This is a genomic window from Paraburkholderia aromaticivorans, from assembly GCF_012689525.1.
In the GTDB taxonomy this organism is placed as follows: Bacteria; Pseudomonadota; Gammaproteobacteria; order Burkholderiales; family Burkholderiaceae; genus Paraburkholderia; species Paraburkholderia aromaticivorans_A.
In genome coordinates this window covers 904560-920257 of the sequence record NZ_CP051516.1, presented here as the reverse complement: position 1 = coordinate 920257, position 15698 = coordinate 904560, and the positions used below count along the sequence as shown (strand labels likewise).

Sequence of the window (15698 nt, the reverse complement as noted above, 5' to 3'; positions counted from 1 at the left end):
CATGCCGTGGCTTTTCTTATTTGACCACTCGCTACGATAAACCGTAGCGATCAGTTCGCGCTGACCGCGCGCGCCGGTTCGCGGCGCGCGCGGCGATAAGACCACACCAGTATGCCGATGCCGACGAGGATCATCGGCAACGACAGCCATTGGCCCATGGAAAGACCCATCGCCAGCAACCCGAGGAAGTCGTCCGGCTCACGCGCGAATTCGACCGTGAAGCGCGCGAGGCCGTAGCCGATCAGAAACACGGCGGAAATCGCGCCCATCGGCTTCGGCTTGCGCGAGAAGAAGAACAAGACGAAGAACAGCGCGATGCCTTCCAGTGCGATTTCATACAGCTCCGACGGATGGCGCGGCAGCATGTGATATTGCGCGAACACTTCGTTCAAGTGCCATTGCGCGGCCAGTTGCGGATGCGCGGTGAGCCACGCGGCGTCGTCGGGCGCGGCGCCCGGAAACAGCATGGCCCACGGCGCCGACGGATCGGTCACGCGGCCCCACAACTCGCCGTTGATGAAGTTGCCGAGACGCCCTGCCGCGAGGCCGGTCGGCACCATCGGCGCGACGAAGTCGGTGACCTGCAGCCACGAGCGTTTGCGCTGATACGCGAACAGCACCATGGCCAGCGTGACGCCGAGAAAGCCGCCGTGAAACGACATGCCGCCTTCCCACACCTTGAAGATGTCGAGCGGATGCGCGAAATAAAAGCTCGCCTTATAGAACAGCACGTAGCCGAGCCGGCCGCCGAGGATCGTGCCCAGCACGCCGTAAAACAGCATGTCGTCGATATCCTTGACGGTCCAGCCTTGCGCGGCGACATACGGCAAACGCAGCCGCAATCGGCCGACCACGATCGCCGCGATGAACGCGACGAGGTACATCAGTCCATACCAGCGCACGGCGAGCGGCCCCAGATGAATGGCAATGGGGTCGAAATTGGGGTGAATGAGCATCGTGTTGTTATGGGCAGTTCAGGTTCAGAAGCGAAATTTCTAGTAACGGGCGGCGCTGCCCGCACCTTGCGGTGCATGCATTGGACGGTCCGGCCGGCAATGCGTTCGCGAAGGCGCGTCTACATGCGCGGCGCGGCGGATTGTTGCGCCTCGACGGTCGCCGCATGCGCCCGCACGATGTCGATGAAGCCCGCCAGCACCGGGCTCACCTCCGCCGTCCGCCAGACGAGGCCCGTCTCGATCGCGGGCACCGACTCGGACAGTGGCCGGTACACGACACCGGTGCGGCGCAGATTACGCAACGATTGCGGCACCAGTGCGACACCCATGCCGGCCGACACGAGGCTCACGATGGTCTGCATCTGGATCGCTTCCTGGCCGACCCGGGGCGCGAGGCCCGCCACGCCGTAGCAATCCATAATGATGTCATAAAAGCCTGGCGCCAGACGTCTTGGGAAGATCACGAGCGGTGCGTCGGCCACGTCGCCGAGGCTGATCGGCGTGTCCAGCCATTCCGCGCGCGGGTCGGCATGGTCGCCAGTGGCGCTCGCCACGCGCGCCGCCATCTCCGTCGACATGGCGATCACCAGCGGCTCGCGCGCGATCGGCAGCCACGAGAGCTGGGTGGCGTGGCGCGACGGCAGCGGCGCGATCACGAGACCCGCGTCGATGCGCCCGGCCACTAGTTCGTCGACCTGCACGTCGCTGGTGGCTTCGGTCAATTCCAGCCGCACGCGTGGATGACGCGCGCCGAAATCGCGCAGCAACAGCGGCAGCAGGCCGTAGTCTGCGGTGGACACGAACGCCAGCGACAACACGCCCGCCTCGCCGCGCGCGAGGCTCTGCGCGAGCGGCCGCAGGCCCTCGGCGCTCGCCAGCAGGCGCTGCACCTCGGGCAGCAGATCGGCGCCCACCGACGTGAGTTCGACGGAACGCTTGGTGCGCGCGAACAGTTCGACGCCGAGCGTCTCTTCGAGCGCCCGGATGGCTTGCGACAACGGCGGCTGCGTCATGGACAGGCGCACGGCGGCACGCCCGAAGTGCTTTTCTTCGGCGACGGTCACGAAATAGCGCAACTGGCGCAGATCGGGAATGGCTGGCAGCATGAGTGATACATTTTACGACCTAATGAAGCCCGAATAATACATGGGACGCGCGCATTGCAAAACTGCGTCGTTGCGCGGCACGCCGGACTAAACTGGACTGATGCCGTCGGCAGGCTCACGCCGGCGCGACTGAAACCGCAGCGCCGCGCGGATCAAAACAAAACAGATTGGAGCTCCCCATGGCATACAACCGTCGTTCGAAGAACATCACGCAGGGCGTGGCGCGTTCGCCGAATCGCTCGATGTACTACGCGCTCGGCTACGAGAAGGCCGACTTCGACAAGCCGATGATCGGCATCGCCAACGGCCACTCGACCATCACGCCGTGCAACGCCGGCTTGCAGCGTTTGGCCGATGCCGCCGTCGCCGCGATCAAGGGCGCCGACGCGAATCCACAGATCTTCGGCACGCCGACGATCTCGGACGGCATGTCGATGGGCACCGAAGGCATGAAGTACTCGCTCGTGTCGCGCGAAGTCATCTCCGACTGTATCGAGACCTGCGTGCAAGGCCAGTGGATGGACGGCGTGGTCGTGATCGGCGGCTGCGACAAGAACATGCCGGGCGGCATGATCGGCATGCTGCGCACCAACGTGCCGAGCATCTACGTGTACGGCGGCACGATCCGTCCGGGCAACTGGAAGGGCACCGACCTGACCATCGTGTCGTCGTTCGAAGCCGTGGGTGAGTTCACGGCCGGCCGGATGTCGCAGGAAGATTTCGACGGGATCGAACAGAACGCATGCCCTTCCACGGGCTCATGCGGCGGCATGTACACCGCCAACACCATGAGTTCGTCGTTCGAGGCACTGGGCATGTCGCTGCTGTATTCATCGACGATGGCCAATCCGGATCAGGAAAAGGTCGACTCGGCGGCCGAATCGGCGCGCGTGCTGGTCGAAGCGGTCAAGAAGGATCTGAAGCCGCGCGACATCGTTACGAAGCAGTCGATCGAAAACGCCGTGGCCGTGATCATGGCCACCGGCGGCTCGACCAACGCCGTGCTGCACTTCCTGGCGATCGCGCACGCGGCCGAAGTGGAATGGAGCATCGAGGACTTCGAACGCATGCGCAAGAAGGTGCCAGTGATCTGCAACCTGAAGCCCTCGGGCCAGTTCGTGGCGACCGATCTGCACAAGGCCGGCGGCATTCCGCAAGTCATGAAGATCCTGCTCGACGCGGGTCTGATGCACGGCGATTGCATCACGATCACCGGCAGGACCATCGCGGAAGAGCTGAAGGACGTGCCGGGCAAACCGCGCGCCGATCAGCAGGTGATTTTCCCGATCGGCCAGGCGCTCTACAAGGAAGGCCATCTCGCGATCCTGAAGGGCAATCTGGCCGTCGACGGCGCGGTCGCCAAGATCACCGGCTTGAAGAACCCGGTCATCACCGGCCCGGCGCGCGTTTTCGACGACGAGCAAAGCGCGCTCGAAGCGATTCTGGCCGACAAGATCGTGGCCGGCGACGTGGTGGTGCTGCGCTATCTCGGCCCCAAGGGCGGCCCCGGCATGCCGGAGATGCTCGCGCCGACCTCGGCGATCATCGGCAAGGGTCTCGGCGAAAGCGTCGGCCTGATCACCGACGGGCGCTTCTCGGGCGGCACGTGGGGCATGGTGGTCGGTCACGTCGCGCCGGAAGCCTTCGTGGGCGGCACGATCGCCTTCGTGCACGAAGGCGATTCGATCACCATCGACGCGCACAAGCTGCTGCTGCAACTGAACATCGACGACGCCGAACTGGAGCGCCGCCGCGCCGCATGGCAACAGCCGAAGCCGCGTTACACGCGTGGTGTGATGGCGAAGTACTTCGCATTGGCGCTGCCGGCCAACAAAGGGGCGATAACGGGCTAAGCGACGGCACGGCTGGCTGGCTGATGAACGTACGTCGCGCCCGGTATCACGACGACAGCCCTGCGAGCACGCGTAAAACTACGTAAAAGTGAAAGGGGCGCACGGGAAACCGCGCGCCCCTTTCGCTTTTATAATGCTGGCACCACGAGTCGGGCACCCGCACCGACGGAGACCAGAATGAAATCAAAGTCGCACACAGCGCTTGCAGTCACTGTCGTGCTGGGCGCCGCGTTGAGTGCCGGCAGTCCGGCGGCGCAGGCCGAGGCCGCGGGCCTCGCGCTGGCCCAGCAGCAGAACTGCATGAGTTGCCACTCGGTCACCCGTTCCTTCATGGGACCGGCGCTTCATGATGTCGCGGCGAAATATGCCGGCCGCGAAGATGCCGCCACTTATCTGCAGCACAAGATTCTGGATGGCAGCACGGGCGTGTGGGGTCAGGTGCCGATGCCCGCGAATACGCAACTCACGCCCGATCAGGCGGCTACGCTCGCGAGTTGGGTGCTCACGCTCAAATAGGCCGTTCAGGCAAAGAGCGCTGCGCGCGAGCGACGCTCCCAGCGCGCGCAGTCCCGGTAGATCGTTGAACCACGGCGCCAGTGCGTGAGCTGCATGGCACGCAGCCGGTGGCACCGCTCAGCGCGCCCGCGCTTCACCTCACAGGATCACGCGCTGCCCGAGGCGCGCCGCGCGATCTCTTCCACCACCGCTTCCCGCACCCAGCTTGTCATCTCATTCTCCAGCGCCAGCGCCACTTCGCGCGTGATCTGGTCGATGAGCCACCCCGTGTGCGCGTGCAAGGTCTCGCGGCAACGTTCCTCGATCACGCTGCGCCCGTCGCCCGCCAGGAAACCGGTGACGCGTCTGCGCAGACGTTCGGCGATGACGTCGACATCCAGATCGAGATCCAAAGGAGGTTCGCCGGCGCCTTCGCGCGCGATATCCGGCGGTACGGTCGAGCCCGCCTCGAGCGGCGTAATCGGCTCAGCCCGATCGAACACGCCCGCCGACGTCGCGAATGCGTCGTCATGCGCATGCCGCGGTTCCGCGGCGTGGTGCGCCCGCAAACGCTTCTTCGGATGATGATGATCGGCCGGATGCGCCGGCTGCGGCGCAACCGCCGGTTGCGGTGCGAAGGTCGGTTCCTGTGCGTGCAACGGCTCCGCTGGGAGCACCGGCTCCGCGGACCTCATCTGCTCCGGCGTCAGCACCGGTTGCGGCGCGAGCACGGGCTCCGCCTTGAAACTGGGTTCGCGCGGGCCGTCGAGCGCGCCCGCATCGCCCGGCGCCTGGCGCGCCTGCGCAGAATGACCCTGCACGAGAACCTCGTGCAGAACCGGGATTGAATCGTCGTTGGGATCGGACACGTGCGCTCTCCGTGTTTGAGTCGAAGCTGAAGCAGCCCGCGTGGCGCCGAATGCCTGAGACCAGACACGCGCGACGCGGACCGAATGGGACCTAGCTGCCTTGCTTGTAGTTGTTCAGAGCATAGCCGCGATCGCGATAGAAGCGATAGCGTTCGCGGCCCGCCGCGAGTTCCTCGTGTGCGTTACCGACCACTTCCAGCAATCTTTCGAAGCGCGCGAATTGCGCCGGCACCGTGGCGCCCAGATTGAGCAGCACCTGATGATGCGGCACATCGTCGAGGCTGGAAGCCAGCACGATCGGCGTTTGCGCGGCGAGCGGCGTGCCCGCCATGCAGTGCGGCACGAAGTCGAGCGGCGCGAAGGTCCACAACTGTTCGTCGAAGGCCTTCAGGCGCGCGGGCTCGGCCAGCACGATGGTCGGCTGGCCCGCCTGATACGCCTTGCGGATCAGGCGGCACGCATACAGCAGCGAATCGCCGACGTTCGAGTGAAAGTCGATTCTCGTCATCGGCGGCTCCGCTTGGCGGCTGCGTTTGCAGCCGCACCTACACCCTTACTGCATTGCGTCATTGTGCGGCGCGACCGTCCGCAGCCCGACCGCCAGCGGCCCTGTCGATCAAGAACTGCGCGAGCAACGGCACCGGACGGCCGGTGGCGCCCTTCGCCGCACCGCTCTTCCATGCCGTCCCCGCGATGTCCAGGTGCGCCCACGGATAGGCGTCGGTGAAGCGCGACAGGAAGCACGCCGCCGTCACGCTGCCCGCCGGACGGCCGCCGATGTTGGCCAGATCCGCGAAGTTCGACTTGAGCTGGTCCTGATACTCGTCGTCGAGCGGCAGGCGCCAGGCCGGGTCGGACGCTTCACGCGATGCGTCGAGCAGCTCGCCCGCCAGCGCGTCGTCTTTCGAGAACAGGCCGCTGTTGTGGTGACCCAGCGCGATGATGCAGGCGCCCGTCAGCGTGGCGATGTCGATCACCGCGGCCGGCTTGAAGCGCTCGGCGTAGGTGAGCGCGTCGCACAGGATCAGGCGGCCTTCCGCGTCGGTATTGAGCACTTCGATCGTCAGGCCCTTCATGCTGGTGACGATGTCGCCCGGCTTGGTGGCCGTGGCCGACGGCATGTTCTCCACCGCCGGAATGATGCCTACCACGTTGATTTTCAAGCCCATTTCGGCGACGGCACGCAACGTGCCCAGCACCGAACCGGCGCCGCACATGTCGTACTTCATTTCGTCCATGCCTTCGCCCGGCTTCAGCGAGATGCCGCCCGTGTCGAACGTCACGCCCTTGCCGACCAGCACCACCGGCGCGGCTTTCGCGGCGCCGCCCTGGTACTGCAGCACGATGAACTGCGCCGGTTCGACCGAGCCCGCCGTGACCGACAGGAACGAGCCCATCTTGAGCGCTTCGCACTGCTTTTCGCCCAGCACTTCGACCTTCAGCTTCCAGTCTTTGGCGAGCTTCTTCGCGGTGTTGGCGAGGTGGGTCGGCGTGCAGACATTGCTCGGCAGATTGCCCAGGTCGCGCGTCAGGTCCATGCCGTTGGCGAGCGCGGCGCCCTGCTTCGCGGCTACCTTGGCGGTCTTCTCGTCGCCCGTGTTGACGCTGAAGACGATGCGCTTCAAGGCGCGCGCCGAATTGTCCGGCTTGCTCTTCATCTGCGTGAACTTGTAGGTCAGTTCGCGCAGCGCGAGAATCGCGGCGCGCACGCCCCAATCGGCCGTGCGTTCGAGGATCGGCAGTTGCGCCAGCGTGAAGGTGACCTGGACGATCTTGGTGCCCAGCAGTGCGCGCCACGCGGCGCGGACGGCATCGCCGTAGGCTTTCTGGTTGAAAGCGTCCTGTTTGCCGAGGCCGACCAGCAGCACGCGGGACGCGCCGATGCCCGACACTTCATGCAGGAACAGCGTGGTGCCGGCCTTGCCGTCCATGTCGCCGGCCTTGATGATGCGGTTCAGTAGGCCGCGGGTGGCCTCGTCGATCTCGAGAGCCGCGCCCGACAGGGTTTGCGACTCGAACACGCCGATTACGATGCAATCGGATTTCCCAGTCAGGAAACCGTTTGACGAGCCTTTGGTCCAATCACAGGCTTTTATGCTAAAGTCCATCGCGCTTGTCCTCGGATAAAATCTGGGCTTAGGATGAAAGCCGCAATTATCCGCTATTTTTCCTGCGGCGGCTGCACCGGAGGTGTGACGGGAAGCAACCCGTGCGCCACTGAGAGCGCCCCCTCTCTTCATCAATAATGATCTTCGAACGCTCCCTCCAGCGCGAACTCGCGTATACGGCTGGTGCCGTGTTCATGGTTCTCCTCACGCTCGTGCTGACGACGATGATGATCCGCATCGTCGGCTTCGCAGCCTCGGGCGAGATCGACCCGCGCGACGTGCTGGTCCTGATCGGCCTGACCGTGATCGGCTACCTGGCGATCATGCTCGTCGCGACCCTGTTCGTGTCGATCCTGTTCGTCCTGACCCGTTGGTACAAAGACTCCGAGATGGTCGTGTGGCTCTCGTCGGGTGTCAGTCTGACGCAATTCATCAAGCCGATCGGCATTTTTGCCACGCCGATCATCATCCTCATCATGTTCTTCGTGTTCGTCGGCTGGCCGTGGTCGAACCAGCAGAGCAAACTGATCCGCGCGCGCTTCCAGCAGCGCGACGAGGTCTCGCTGCTCGCGCCGGGCCAGTTCCGCGAATCGGCCACCAGCCACCGCGTGTTCTTCATCGAGAAGATGTCGCCCGACCAGGCACGCGTCGAGAACGTGTTCGTGACCAGCACGGAGAACGGCAAGGTCAACGTGGTCGTGTCGAAAACCGGCCATACCGAGACGCGCAAGAACGGCGATCGCTTCGTCGTGCTGGAAAACGGCCGCCGTTACGACGGCCAACCGGGCCAGCCAGATTTCCGCATCATGGAATTCGAGCGCTATGGCGTGAAGATCCAGAGCCAGCCGGTCATTAATACGCCGACCACCACCGGCACGCCCACGCTCACGCTGCTGCGCAATCCCACCACTGACAATCTCGCCGAATTCGCGTGGCGGGCGGGGCTGCCGCTCATTGCGCTCAACCTGATGCTGCTCGCCATTCCGCTCGCGCATCAGAACCCGCGGCGCAGCCGCACCATCAATCTCGTGATGGCCGTGCTCATCTATCTGACGTATTCGAATCTGTTGAACGTGGTGCAGTCGTGGATCGAGCAGGGCAAGATGTCGTTCCCGGTCGGGCTAGTGGGTCTGCACGTGATCGTCGCGGCGATCGTCGCGTTCATTTTCTGGCTGCGCGTGCGCAACCGGCCGCTCTTCACGCGAAAGATGTTCAGCCGTTCGCAGGGAGCCTGACCGATGCGCATCTATGAAAGGTACTTCGCGCGTCAGATCTATCTCACGTTCATCTTCATTCTGTTTGCGTTTTCGGGTCTGTTCTTTTTCTTCGACCTGATCAACGAATTGAATTCGGTCGGCCACGGCAATTACAAGTTCCAGTACGCGGTGCTGCGAGTTGCGCTGCAAACGCCGTCGCGCTTCTACGAAATCATTCCGGTCGCCGCGCTGATCAGCGCGATCTATGTGTTCGCGCAAATGGCGGCGAATTCCGAGTACACGATTTTCCGCGTGTCCGGGCTTGCTACGAATCAGGCGTTGCGCTCGCTGTTGAAGATCGGTATTCCGCTTGTTTTGCTGACGTATCTGATCGGCGAAGTGGTCGGTCCTTACACCGATCAATTGTCGGAGCGCGTGCGACTCGAGGCGCTGGGGTCTTCGGTGTCGAGTAACTTCGAGTCCGGTGTGTGGGTGAAAGATACGCTCACGGCGCGCGCGGATGGCGAGCAGGTGACGCGCTTCGTGAACGTCGGCGAGTTGAAGCCTGACGCCACGATTAGCAATGTACGCATCTATGAATTCGATTCGAAGTTCCGGCTTTCGAATGTGCGGACCGCCAAAAGTGGCAAGTTTCAGCCGCCGGGCCATTGGCAGTTGACCGGCGTGACCGATACGCAATTGATCGATGTGCCCCCTCCTCCCGGTACGCCCGCCGATGCGCTGAATCCGGTATATCGGGCGAAGGAAGTCGCCGTGCCGGAGTATTCGCTGCGCTCGGAATTGACGCCGCAGATTCTGTCGGTGCTGCTGGTATCGCCGGATCGGATGTCGATGTTCAATCTGTTCCGGTATATCCAGCATTTGACCGAGAATCATCAGGATACGCAGCGGTATGAGATCGCGCTGTGGCGCAAGTTGTTGTATCCGTTTGCGGTGTTTGTGATGCTGGTGTTGTCGTTGCCGTTTGCGTATCTGCATACGCGGGCTGGTGTCGTCGGGATGAAGGTTTTCGGCGGGATTATGCTGGGGATGAGTTTTCAGTTGTTCAACACTTTGTTCTCGCATATCGGGACGTTGAATACCTGGCCTGCTCCTTTGACTGCGGCTACGCCTGGGTTGGTTTATCTGGTGCTTGGGTTGGTTGGGTTGAAGTGGGTTGATCGGCATTAGGAGCGGTTTTCATGGCTATGCAAGGCATCGTTCTGTTTGGGCATGGCGCCAGGGATGTGCGGTGGCGGGAGCCTTTTGAGCGGTTAGCTATCAAGTTGCGGGGCGCTTCTTTGGAGGCTCGGCCTGTGGCGTTGGCGTTTCTTGAGTTGATGGAGCCGGATTTGCCTACAGCCGTGGGTGATCTTGTCGCTCAAGGCTGTGATGTGGTTACCGTTGTGCCTGTGTTTTTTGGGCAAGGCGGGCATGTGAGGAAGGATCTGCCTCTCGTGGTCGAGCAATGCCAGGCTTTGCATCCTGCTGTTCTCATTACGTGCGCTACGGCTGTTGGTGAGGATGAAGCGGTTCTGGATGCCGTCGCGGAATATTGTCTGCGGCAGGTTTGATTGCTCTTTTGGCTTTGCGCCTCGGCGCGTTGTTGGCCTCTCCTTGAATTCATAGTGGTCTATTAGTGTTGCCCCTGTGCGGGGCGGCACCTACTTCTCTTTGCCGGCCGCAAAGAAAAGTAGGCAAAAGAAAGCGGCTCACACCGCCAGTTCTTAAGCGGGGTCCCCGCGCAGTCGCGGTAGTGGCGCATCTGGAATCTGCGTTCTCGCACATTCCGCGTTCGTGACAAGGCAGTCATTCTTCCGGCGGCGCTGCGCGCGCCGTCGTGGTCGTTCATTCACACCGTTCCTTCGTTCTCGTTCAGCGTTTCCCTACCGCTGTAGTCCTCGCATTCGGGTGATGCTTGGGAAATTTCAGAAATGTTGGTCGCGCAAGGTTTTTAGCCTGGGCGGCTGATCACTCGTCAATCGATACGTTCTAGACTCAGTTTGCCGTCAAAACAATGACGGTCGGGCTTGGCGGTCTGTGTGTAGCGTAGAACCCGTGCGCCTGCGCAGTCAGGCGTGCGTCAGCCTTCGCGTGCTTTCTTTTGCGGGCGGGCCCCGTGGCAAGGAGACCTTCGGGTCTGCCGGTTCTGGTTCTACGCCGGCCGCCAACCTTGTCACTGTGCCCGCTCACCACCGCGCAAGCGCGTGTTGGGCGATCGAATACGTTTCAGGGAGATCGCGCCATGAGTAAATCCGCCAAGCAATCACGCACCGCGTCGCGCCCACCCGTTGATGCACTTCAATACGAAAGACTTGCGCTATCCGTCTTCGGACTGGTTGAGCGGCAGTTAAGTCAACTGGATAAACAAGTCACACTTGCGGCTTCGATAGTTAGGAGTCCGGCTGTGACGCGAGAAGAAAGACTTCGACAACGGAAGTTGTTGGAACTACTGGTCGATACGGGCGAGGACTATCAGCAGGAGGTCGAGAATGACCGCGAGTTGTATCACGTCATCGCACTCGATGCGAAGGGCATTCCTGAACGCCGCATCACAGCACGCCACGCGGCGGACCTTTTGGCGAAGGCCACGCAGAGCGGATCGGAAAGCCGCGAACGTGTTGGTGCAACGAGACCTATGCAGATCGGGCAGATGCGGTTCAAAACCGTCGCTCGTCGCGCAGTGACGGCGCACTGACAGCGGCTCGCGGCTCGAAACTTAGAACTCAGAAGTCGAAACTCGAAACTCGAAACTCGAAACTTGGAAGTCTGAAGGCGAATCGCGAAACGCGGGCCGAAAATGTGACGAAAGGCGCAACATATGCGCCTTTCGTGTTCGAGGTTCCTGCTGCGCGACGTCGGCGCTGGCGGCGAACGTGGGCTGATTCTGCGCTAACGCTTTTCGACGCGACGACGCTCAGACGACCAATGACCATGGCGTTAACCGGAGGTCTTCATTGGCATCGTGCCGAGGCGAAGCCGACGGCACCCGCCGCACACAGAAAAACCCACTGGTTTGAGCAGACACTTCTGACGTGCGCGGAGCGCGAGGCGGGAAGAATGAGCGCCTTGTCACGAATGCGGAGTGTGCGAGAGCACAGATTCCAGATGCACCACTACCGTGACTGCGCGGGGGACCCGCTTAAGAATTCGCGGTGTGAGCCGCTTTCTTTTGCCTACTTTTCTTTGCGGCGGTGTGTGTCAAGGTAGTTGTCGCCAGAACCGCGTTACGCTGCCTGCCTGTACATTTTGGCTGAGGCCGAGGTTCGTTCCGGATTCAGATAGACCGCGTCTGTCAGGTGCCAGTTGCGGATGGCCCCTGACCAGCGCGCCGGGTTTTGCATGCGCGCGCTGCGGTACAGCGCACGCCGTCGGGCCAGCAGGTCGTTGGCTTCGCCGCGATGCCGCTGGCCCGGGCTGACATACTTCAGGCCGCTGTGGCAGTGCTCTTCGTTGTACCACTGCACGAAGCGCTGCACCCATTCCCGAGCCGCCTCCAGCGTGTCGAACGGCTGCTCGGGCCACAACGGACAGTACTTTGCCGTGCGGAATAGCGACTCGGCAAACGCGTTGTCGTTGCTCACGCGCGGCCGGCTGAACGAAGGCTGCACACCGAGATCGATCATCGCCGCGCGCATGGTGGCACCTTTCATCGCACTGCCGTTATCCGAATGCAGCACCAGCGGCCGCCCGGCGAGGCCTTCACGCAAACATCCCTTGGCCAGCAGGACGCTCGCATGCTCGGCCGACTCCTGCTCCCAGACCTCGTTCATCACCAGTTTGCGGCTGTAGATGTCCTTCATCATGTACCAGTAGAAGTACCGGCCCCTGACTGTGGTCGGCATCCACGTAATATCCCAGCACCACACCTGATTCGGACCCTGCGCACAATGCGTCGTGAGCGTGCGTCGTCGCGGGGCTCGCGCACGGCCTCGACGCTGGCTTTGTCCTGCCGCTTTCAGCACCCGGTAAAACGTCGATTCGGATGCCAGATAAATCCCTTCATCCGCCAGTTTCGGCACAATCTGGTGCGGCGTCAGACTCGCGTAGCCCGGGCGGTTGGCTGCGTCGAGCACGGCCTGACGCTCGGCCTCACTGAGCTTGTTGGGCGGTGCCGCACGCTTCACCTGGGTGCGCCCGTCCTGCGGCGACAGGCGCCAGCGCTGGACACTGCGCACGCTGAGCCCCAACTGCTCGCATGCACGCGAGCGGCGTGCCCCATGCTGTACCGCTTCATCGATCAACTGCATGGCTTCATCGCGATCCGGGCTGCTGATCAGTCTTCCTCTTCCTTGCCCCAGATCGCTTCGGCTTTTTTTCGCAGGTTCAGCAACGCCGCTGCCTCCGCCCGCGCGGCATCGCTGCGCCTGAGCTGGCGCTCCAGCTCACGGATGCGTTTGTGAGCGGCCTTTGCTTCATTGCGCTGGGCAGCCGTTGGCTTTGTTTCAGGCGCTACGTTGGCCTGCTCGCACGCCTCGCGCCACTGCCGGATCTGCTCCGGATAGATGCCCTTGCTGCGACAGTACTGGGAGGTCTCGGCCTCGTTGAGCGACGCCGTCTCCAGCACCACCCTGAACTTGTCGGCGCTTGACCACTGATCGCTGGTTCTGCCATTACCCGGCATGAATACCCCTGCATCCCTTGCATGTTGCCGCCAGGTCCGTAGCGTCACCGTGGTGATGCCCGTCGCTCCCGCCAGCTCAACGACCGCACGATTAAACGGCGGCATCATCTGTTTGATTACCCACTCCCGGGTTTCCGCTGAATAGCGTTTCATTTTCCATTCGCTGTCCGCCCCCCATCTTTACACTAATCGGTTCGGGTGAGGCGACAACTAGCCTGACATGGAGGGGCGGCCGGCAAAGAAAAGTAGGTGCCGCCCCGCACAGGGGCAACGCTAATAGACCACTATGAATTCAAGGAAAGGCCAACACCGCAAAGCACACAACAAACAAGCGCACGGCAACAACCCGGAACCTCAAGCCGCGACCAACAACCCATCCGTGGAGCCGACCACCTTGACCTGCCGCGCGGCAAAAGCCTCGCCAATCATGAGCAAACTAGGCTGCGAAGCATCAACCCACCTCTGCGCATCGCCAGCGGCCAACTCTTCAAGAGTAAGAGAAAGCATGCGTTCCCGCGCAGTAGAACAAGCCTCAACAATAGCCACAGGCGTGGCCACACTGCGCCCAGCATCAATCAACTGCTGCGCAATCTCAACCCCACTATCCCTACCCATATAAAACACCAGCGAATCCGCATTAACCTGCTCGCGAATTTCATCAGACCCAGGCGCCCGACTAAAAGTAGCCAGTGCAACACTGCGCGACACACCTCGCAACGTCAACGACCGCTTCAAAGAAGCCGCACTCGCCAGCGCAGCAGTAATCCCAGGCACAACCTCATACTCGATACCAGCAGCCTCCAGCGCCCGCATTTCCTCATCAGCGCGCCCGAACAACATCGGATCACCGCCTTTAAGGCGCACCACTACGTCATGCTCCAAAGCAGCATCCACAATCTGCTTATTGATGAACTGCTGCGCGGTGGACAGTTGCCCGCAACGCTTCCCAACAGCAATCCGCCGCGCATGCGAAGGCGCATAGTCCAACATAGCCGGCTCGACCAGCGCGTCATGCAGCACCACGTCAGCGGCGCCCAGAAGCCGGGCCCCACGCACCGTTATCAGGTCCGCAGCACCCGGCCCCGCGCCGATCAGATAAACCTTACCCATTTGCCTCAACCTGTCCGTTAGGCCGCCCGCATGACGCAGCGATGCGCAAGCTCAGCACTTAAGCCGAAAACGCCCGAATCATCCCAGCCGCAACGGTGTGATGCGTCGCTTCATCGATCAGCACGAACGCACCCGTTCCCTGATGCGAGTCGTACACGTCGCACACCAACGGCTTCTGCAACGTCAGCGCCACGCGGCCGATGTCGTTCATCGTCAGTTCCTTGCGATCGGTCGCCTGCGACAGCGTATGCACGTCGAGCACTTCCCTGATCGCGCCGATGCGCGCGAACACCGTGTTGGTGGTCTGCTTCAGCAGGTACTTGCGTTGTGTCGACAGCGGCGTGTCGTCGAACCAGCACAGGTCGGCTTCCAACTTCTTCGCCGGCTCCGGCGCCGCTTCACGCAGCACGAAGGTGTCGCCGCGCGAAACATCGACGTCTTCCGCCAAACGAATCGTCACCGTTTGACCGGCAAACGCGCGGTCCACTGCAGCCGTACCGCCCGGCACCGGTGCGATGATTTCAGCAACTGTTGCTTCACGATTGGCCGGCAGCACGACGATCGTATCGCCGAGTTTCACTTCGCCGGCTTCGACACGGCCCATGTAGCCGCGGAAATCGTCGGCCTGGCTGCCGTCCTGACGCGCCACCCATTGCACCGGGAAACGCAGCGCCTGGCCCGTCGGCACTTCGACCGGCAACGCTTCGAGCAGGTCCAGCAGCGGCTCGCCCGCGTACCAAGGCATGCTTTCGCTCGCCGTCACGATGTTGTCGCCCTTCAGCGCCGACACCGGCACGAAGCGCACATCGCTCAAACCGAGTTGACGCGCGAGTTCGACATACGCGTCGCGGATCTCGTTGAAGTGCTGCTCGCTGTAATCGACCAGGTCCATCTTGTTGATCGCGACGATCGCGTGCTGCAAACCGAGCAGCTTGACGATCGCGCTATGACGCTTGGTTTGCGGCAGCAGTTGCGCCACGCCATCGACGAACGTCACGCGCGTCGCGTCGACGAGGATAATCGCCGCGTGCGCGGTCGACGCGCCCGTCACCATGTTGCGTGTGTACTGCTCGTGGCCCGGCGTGTCGGCGATGATGAACTTGCGCTTCGCGGTAGCGAAGTAACGGTACGCCACATCGATTGTGATGCCTTGCTCGCGTTCGGCTTCGAGGCCGTCCGTCAGCAGCGACAGATCGATTTCGTCGCCGACGGTACGCTTATTCTTTGCGCGCGACAGTGCCGAGAGCTGATCGCTCAACACAGCCTTGCTGTCGTACAGCAGGCGGCCGATCAACGTGCTCTTGCCATCGTCGACGCTACCCGCAGTAATGAAACGCAGCACGCCGAGGTCTTCTGGTTGGTGAATACCGCTCATGATTGT

Annotated in this window: 14 protein-coding genes; 6 read left to right on the top strand and 8 right to left on the bottom strand. The window is 62.3% G+C overall.

What is annotated here, in order from left to right:
• Window positions 1-50: 50 nt before the first annotated feature.
• Both lgt and HF916_RS32075 read right to left on the bottom strand, forming a co-directional pair.
• Window positions 51-956 (bottom strand): prolipoprotein diacylglyceryl transferase, encoded by a 906-nt coding sequence (gene lgt, locus HF916_RS32080; protein WP_168792878.1) that lies wholly within the window; start codon window positions 954-956, stop codon window positions 51-53.
• 119 nt (window positions 957-1075) lie between these two features.
• Window positions 1076-2062 carry a LysR family transcriptional regulator gene (locus HF916_RS32075; protein ID WP_168792877.1) on the bottom strand — a complete coding sequence of 329 codons (987 nt, stop codon included), beginning with the start codon at window positions 2060-2062 and terminating at the stop codon, window positions 1076-1078.
• A 179-nt stretch (window positions 2063-2241) separates the two neighbouring features.
• Between HF916_RS32075 and ilvD the strand changes: the two genes are divergently transcribed.
• Together ilvD and HF916_RS32065 are read left to right on the top strand one after the other, a co-directional pair.
• Window positions 2242-3915 (top strand): dihydroxy-acid dehydratase, encoded by a 1674-nt coding sequence (gene ilvD, locus HF916_RS32070; protein WP_168792876.1) that lies wholly within the window; start codon window positions 2242-2244, stop codon window positions 3913-3915.
• 177 nt (window positions 3916-4092) lie between these two features.
• A complete protein-coding gene (locus HF916_RS32065; protein ID WP_168792875.1) occupies window positions 4093-4431 on the top strand; it encodes a c-type cytochrome in 339 nt (112 codons plus the stop codon).
• Between the two features lie 146 nt (window positions 4432-4577).
• Here the strand turns inward: HF916_RS32065 and HF916_RS32060 are convergent, their stop codons facing one another.
• From HF916_RS32060 to HF916_RS32050, 3 genes are all read right to left on the bottom strand, one after another.
• Window positions 4578-5279 (bottom strand): DUF2486 family protein, encoded by a 702-nt coding sequence (locus HF916_RS32060; protein WP_168792874.1) that lies wholly within the window; start codon window positions 5277-5279, stop codon window positions 4578-4580.
• A 91-nt stretch (window positions 5280-5370) separates the two neighbouring features.
• Window positions 5371-5787: a DNA polymerase III subunit chi gene (locus tag HF916_RS32055; protein WP_012432035.1), complete on the bottom strand. Its 417-nt coding sequence runs from the start codon at window positions 5785-5787 to the stop codon at window positions 5371-5373.
• Window positions 5788-5845: 58 nt separating this feature from the next.
• Window positions 5846-7387 (bottom strand): leucyl aminopeptidase, encoded by a 1542-nt coding sequence (locus tag HF916_RS32050; protein ID WP_168792873.1) that lies wholly within the window; start codon window positions 7385-7387, stop codon window positions 5846-5848.
• Window positions 7388-7524: 137 nt separating this feature from the next.
• Between HF916_RS32050 and lptF the strand changes: the two genes are divergently transcribed.
• The 4 genes from lptF (at window position 7525) to HF916_RS32030 (ending at window position 11281) form a co-directional block, all read left to right on the top strand.
• On the top strand, window positions 7525-8622 hold the full coding sequence (gene lptF, locus HF916_RS32045) for an LPS export ABC transporter permease LptF (protein WP_168792872.1): 1098 nt from the start codon (window positions 7525-7527) through the stop codon (window positions 8620-8622).
• Window positions 8623-8625: 3 nt separating this feature from the next.
• Complete coding sequence (gene lptG, locus HF916_RS32040) at window positions 8626-9774, top strand: LPS export ABC transporter permease LptG (protein ID WP_106305952.1); 1149 nt, start codon at window positions 8626-8628, stop codon at window positions 9772-9774.
• Window positions 9775-9785: 11 nt separating this feature from the next.
• On the top strand, window positions 9786-10157 hold the full coding sequence (locus HF916_RS32035; RefSeq protein WP_168792871.1) for a sirohydrochlorin chelatase: 372 nt from the start codon (window positions 9786-9788) through the stop codon (window positions 10155-10157).
• Between the two features lie 671 nt (window positions 10158-10828).
• Window positions 10829-11281, top strand: a complete 453-nt coding sequence (locus HF916_RS32030; RefSeq protein WP_168792870.1) for a hypothetical protein — start codon at window positions 10829-10831, stop codon at window positions 11279-11281.
• Between the two features lie 529 nt (window positions 11282-11810).
• Here the strand turns inward: HF916_RS32030 and HF916_RS32025 are convergent.
• From HF916_RS32025 to HF916_RS32015, 3 genes are all read right to left on the bottom strand, one after another.
• Window positions 11811-13360 (bottom strand): IS3 family transposase gene (locus HF916_RS32025; RefSeq protein WP_240975460.1). Its coding sequence is split into 2 segments (ribosomal slippage): window positions 11811-12886 and window positions 12886-13360, totalling 1551 coding nucleotides; the frame shifts between segments, so codons are not numbered across the junction.
• A 201-nt stretch (window positions 13361-13561) separates the two neighbouring features.
• The gene (gene cobA, locus HF916_RS32020) at window positions 13562-14317 is read right to left on the bottom strand and encodes a uroporphyrinogen-III C-methyltransferase (protein WP_168792869.1); all 756 of its coding nucleotides are present in this window, start codon (window positions 14315-14317) and stop codon (window positions 13562-13564) included.
• A gap of 58 nt (window positions 14318-14375) precedes the next feature.
• On the bottom strand, window positions 14376-15692 hold the full coding sequence (locus tag HF916_RS32015) for a sulfate adenylyltransferase subunit 1 (RefSeq protein WP_168792868.1): 1317 nt from the start codon (window positions 15690-15692) through the stop codon (window positions 14376-14378).
• Window positions 15693-15698: the final 6 nt, after the last annotated feature.

What these genes read in the sequence shown, in the direction of transcription:
- HF916_RS32050 (WP_168792873.1), bottom strand. Translation starts at nt 7,387, where the DNA reads ATGGACTTTAGCATAAAAGCCTGTGATTGGACCAAAGGCTCGTCAAAC.
- ilvD (WP_168792876.1), top strand. Translation starts at nt 2,242, where the DNA reads ATGGCATACAACCGTCGTTCGAAGAACATCACGCAGGGCGTGGCGCGT.
- lptF (WP_168792872.1), top strand. Translation starts at nt 7,525, where the DNA reads ATGATCTTCGAACGCTCCCTCCAGCGCGAACTCGCGTATACGGCTGGT.
- HF916_RS32035 (WP_168792871.1), top strand. Translation starts at nt 9,786, where the DNA reads ATGGCTATGCAAGGCATCGTTCTGTTTGGGCATGGCGCCAGGGATGTG.
- HF916_RS32065 (WP_168792875.1), top strand. Translation starts at nt 4,093, where the DNA reads ATGAAATCAAAGTCGCACACAGCGCTTGCAGTCACTGTCGTGCTGGGC.
- cobA (WP_168792869.1), bottom strand. Translation starts at nt 14,317, where the DNA reads ATGGGTAAGGTTTATCTGATCGGCGCGGGGCCGGGTGCTGCGGACCTG.
- HF916_RS32055 (WP_012432035.1), bottom strand. Translation starts at nt 5,787, where the DNA reads ATGACGAGAATCGACTTTCACTCGAACGTCGGCGATTCGCTGCTGTAT.
- HF916_RS32075 (WP_168792877.1), bottom strand. Translation starts at nt 2,062, where the DNA reads ATGCTGCCAGCCATTCCCGATCTGCGCCAGTTGCGCTATTTCGTGACC.
- HF916_RS32015 (WP_168792868.1), bottom strand. Translation starts at nt 15,692, where the DNA reads ATGAGCGGTATTCACCAACCAGAAGACCTCGGCGTGCTGCGTTTCATT.
- lptG (WP_106305952.1), top strand. Translation starts at nt 8,626, where the DNA reads ATGCGCATCTATGAAAGGTACTTCGCGCGTCAGATCTATCTCACGTTC.
- lgt (WP_168792878.1), bottom strand. Translation starts at nt 956, where the DNA reads ATGCTCATTCACCCCAATTTCGACCCCATTGCCATTCATCTGGGGCCG.
- HF916_RS32030 (WP_168792870.1), top strand. Translation starts at nt 10,829, where the DNA reads ATGAGTAAATCCGCCAAGCAATCACGCACCGCGTCGCGCCCACCCGTT.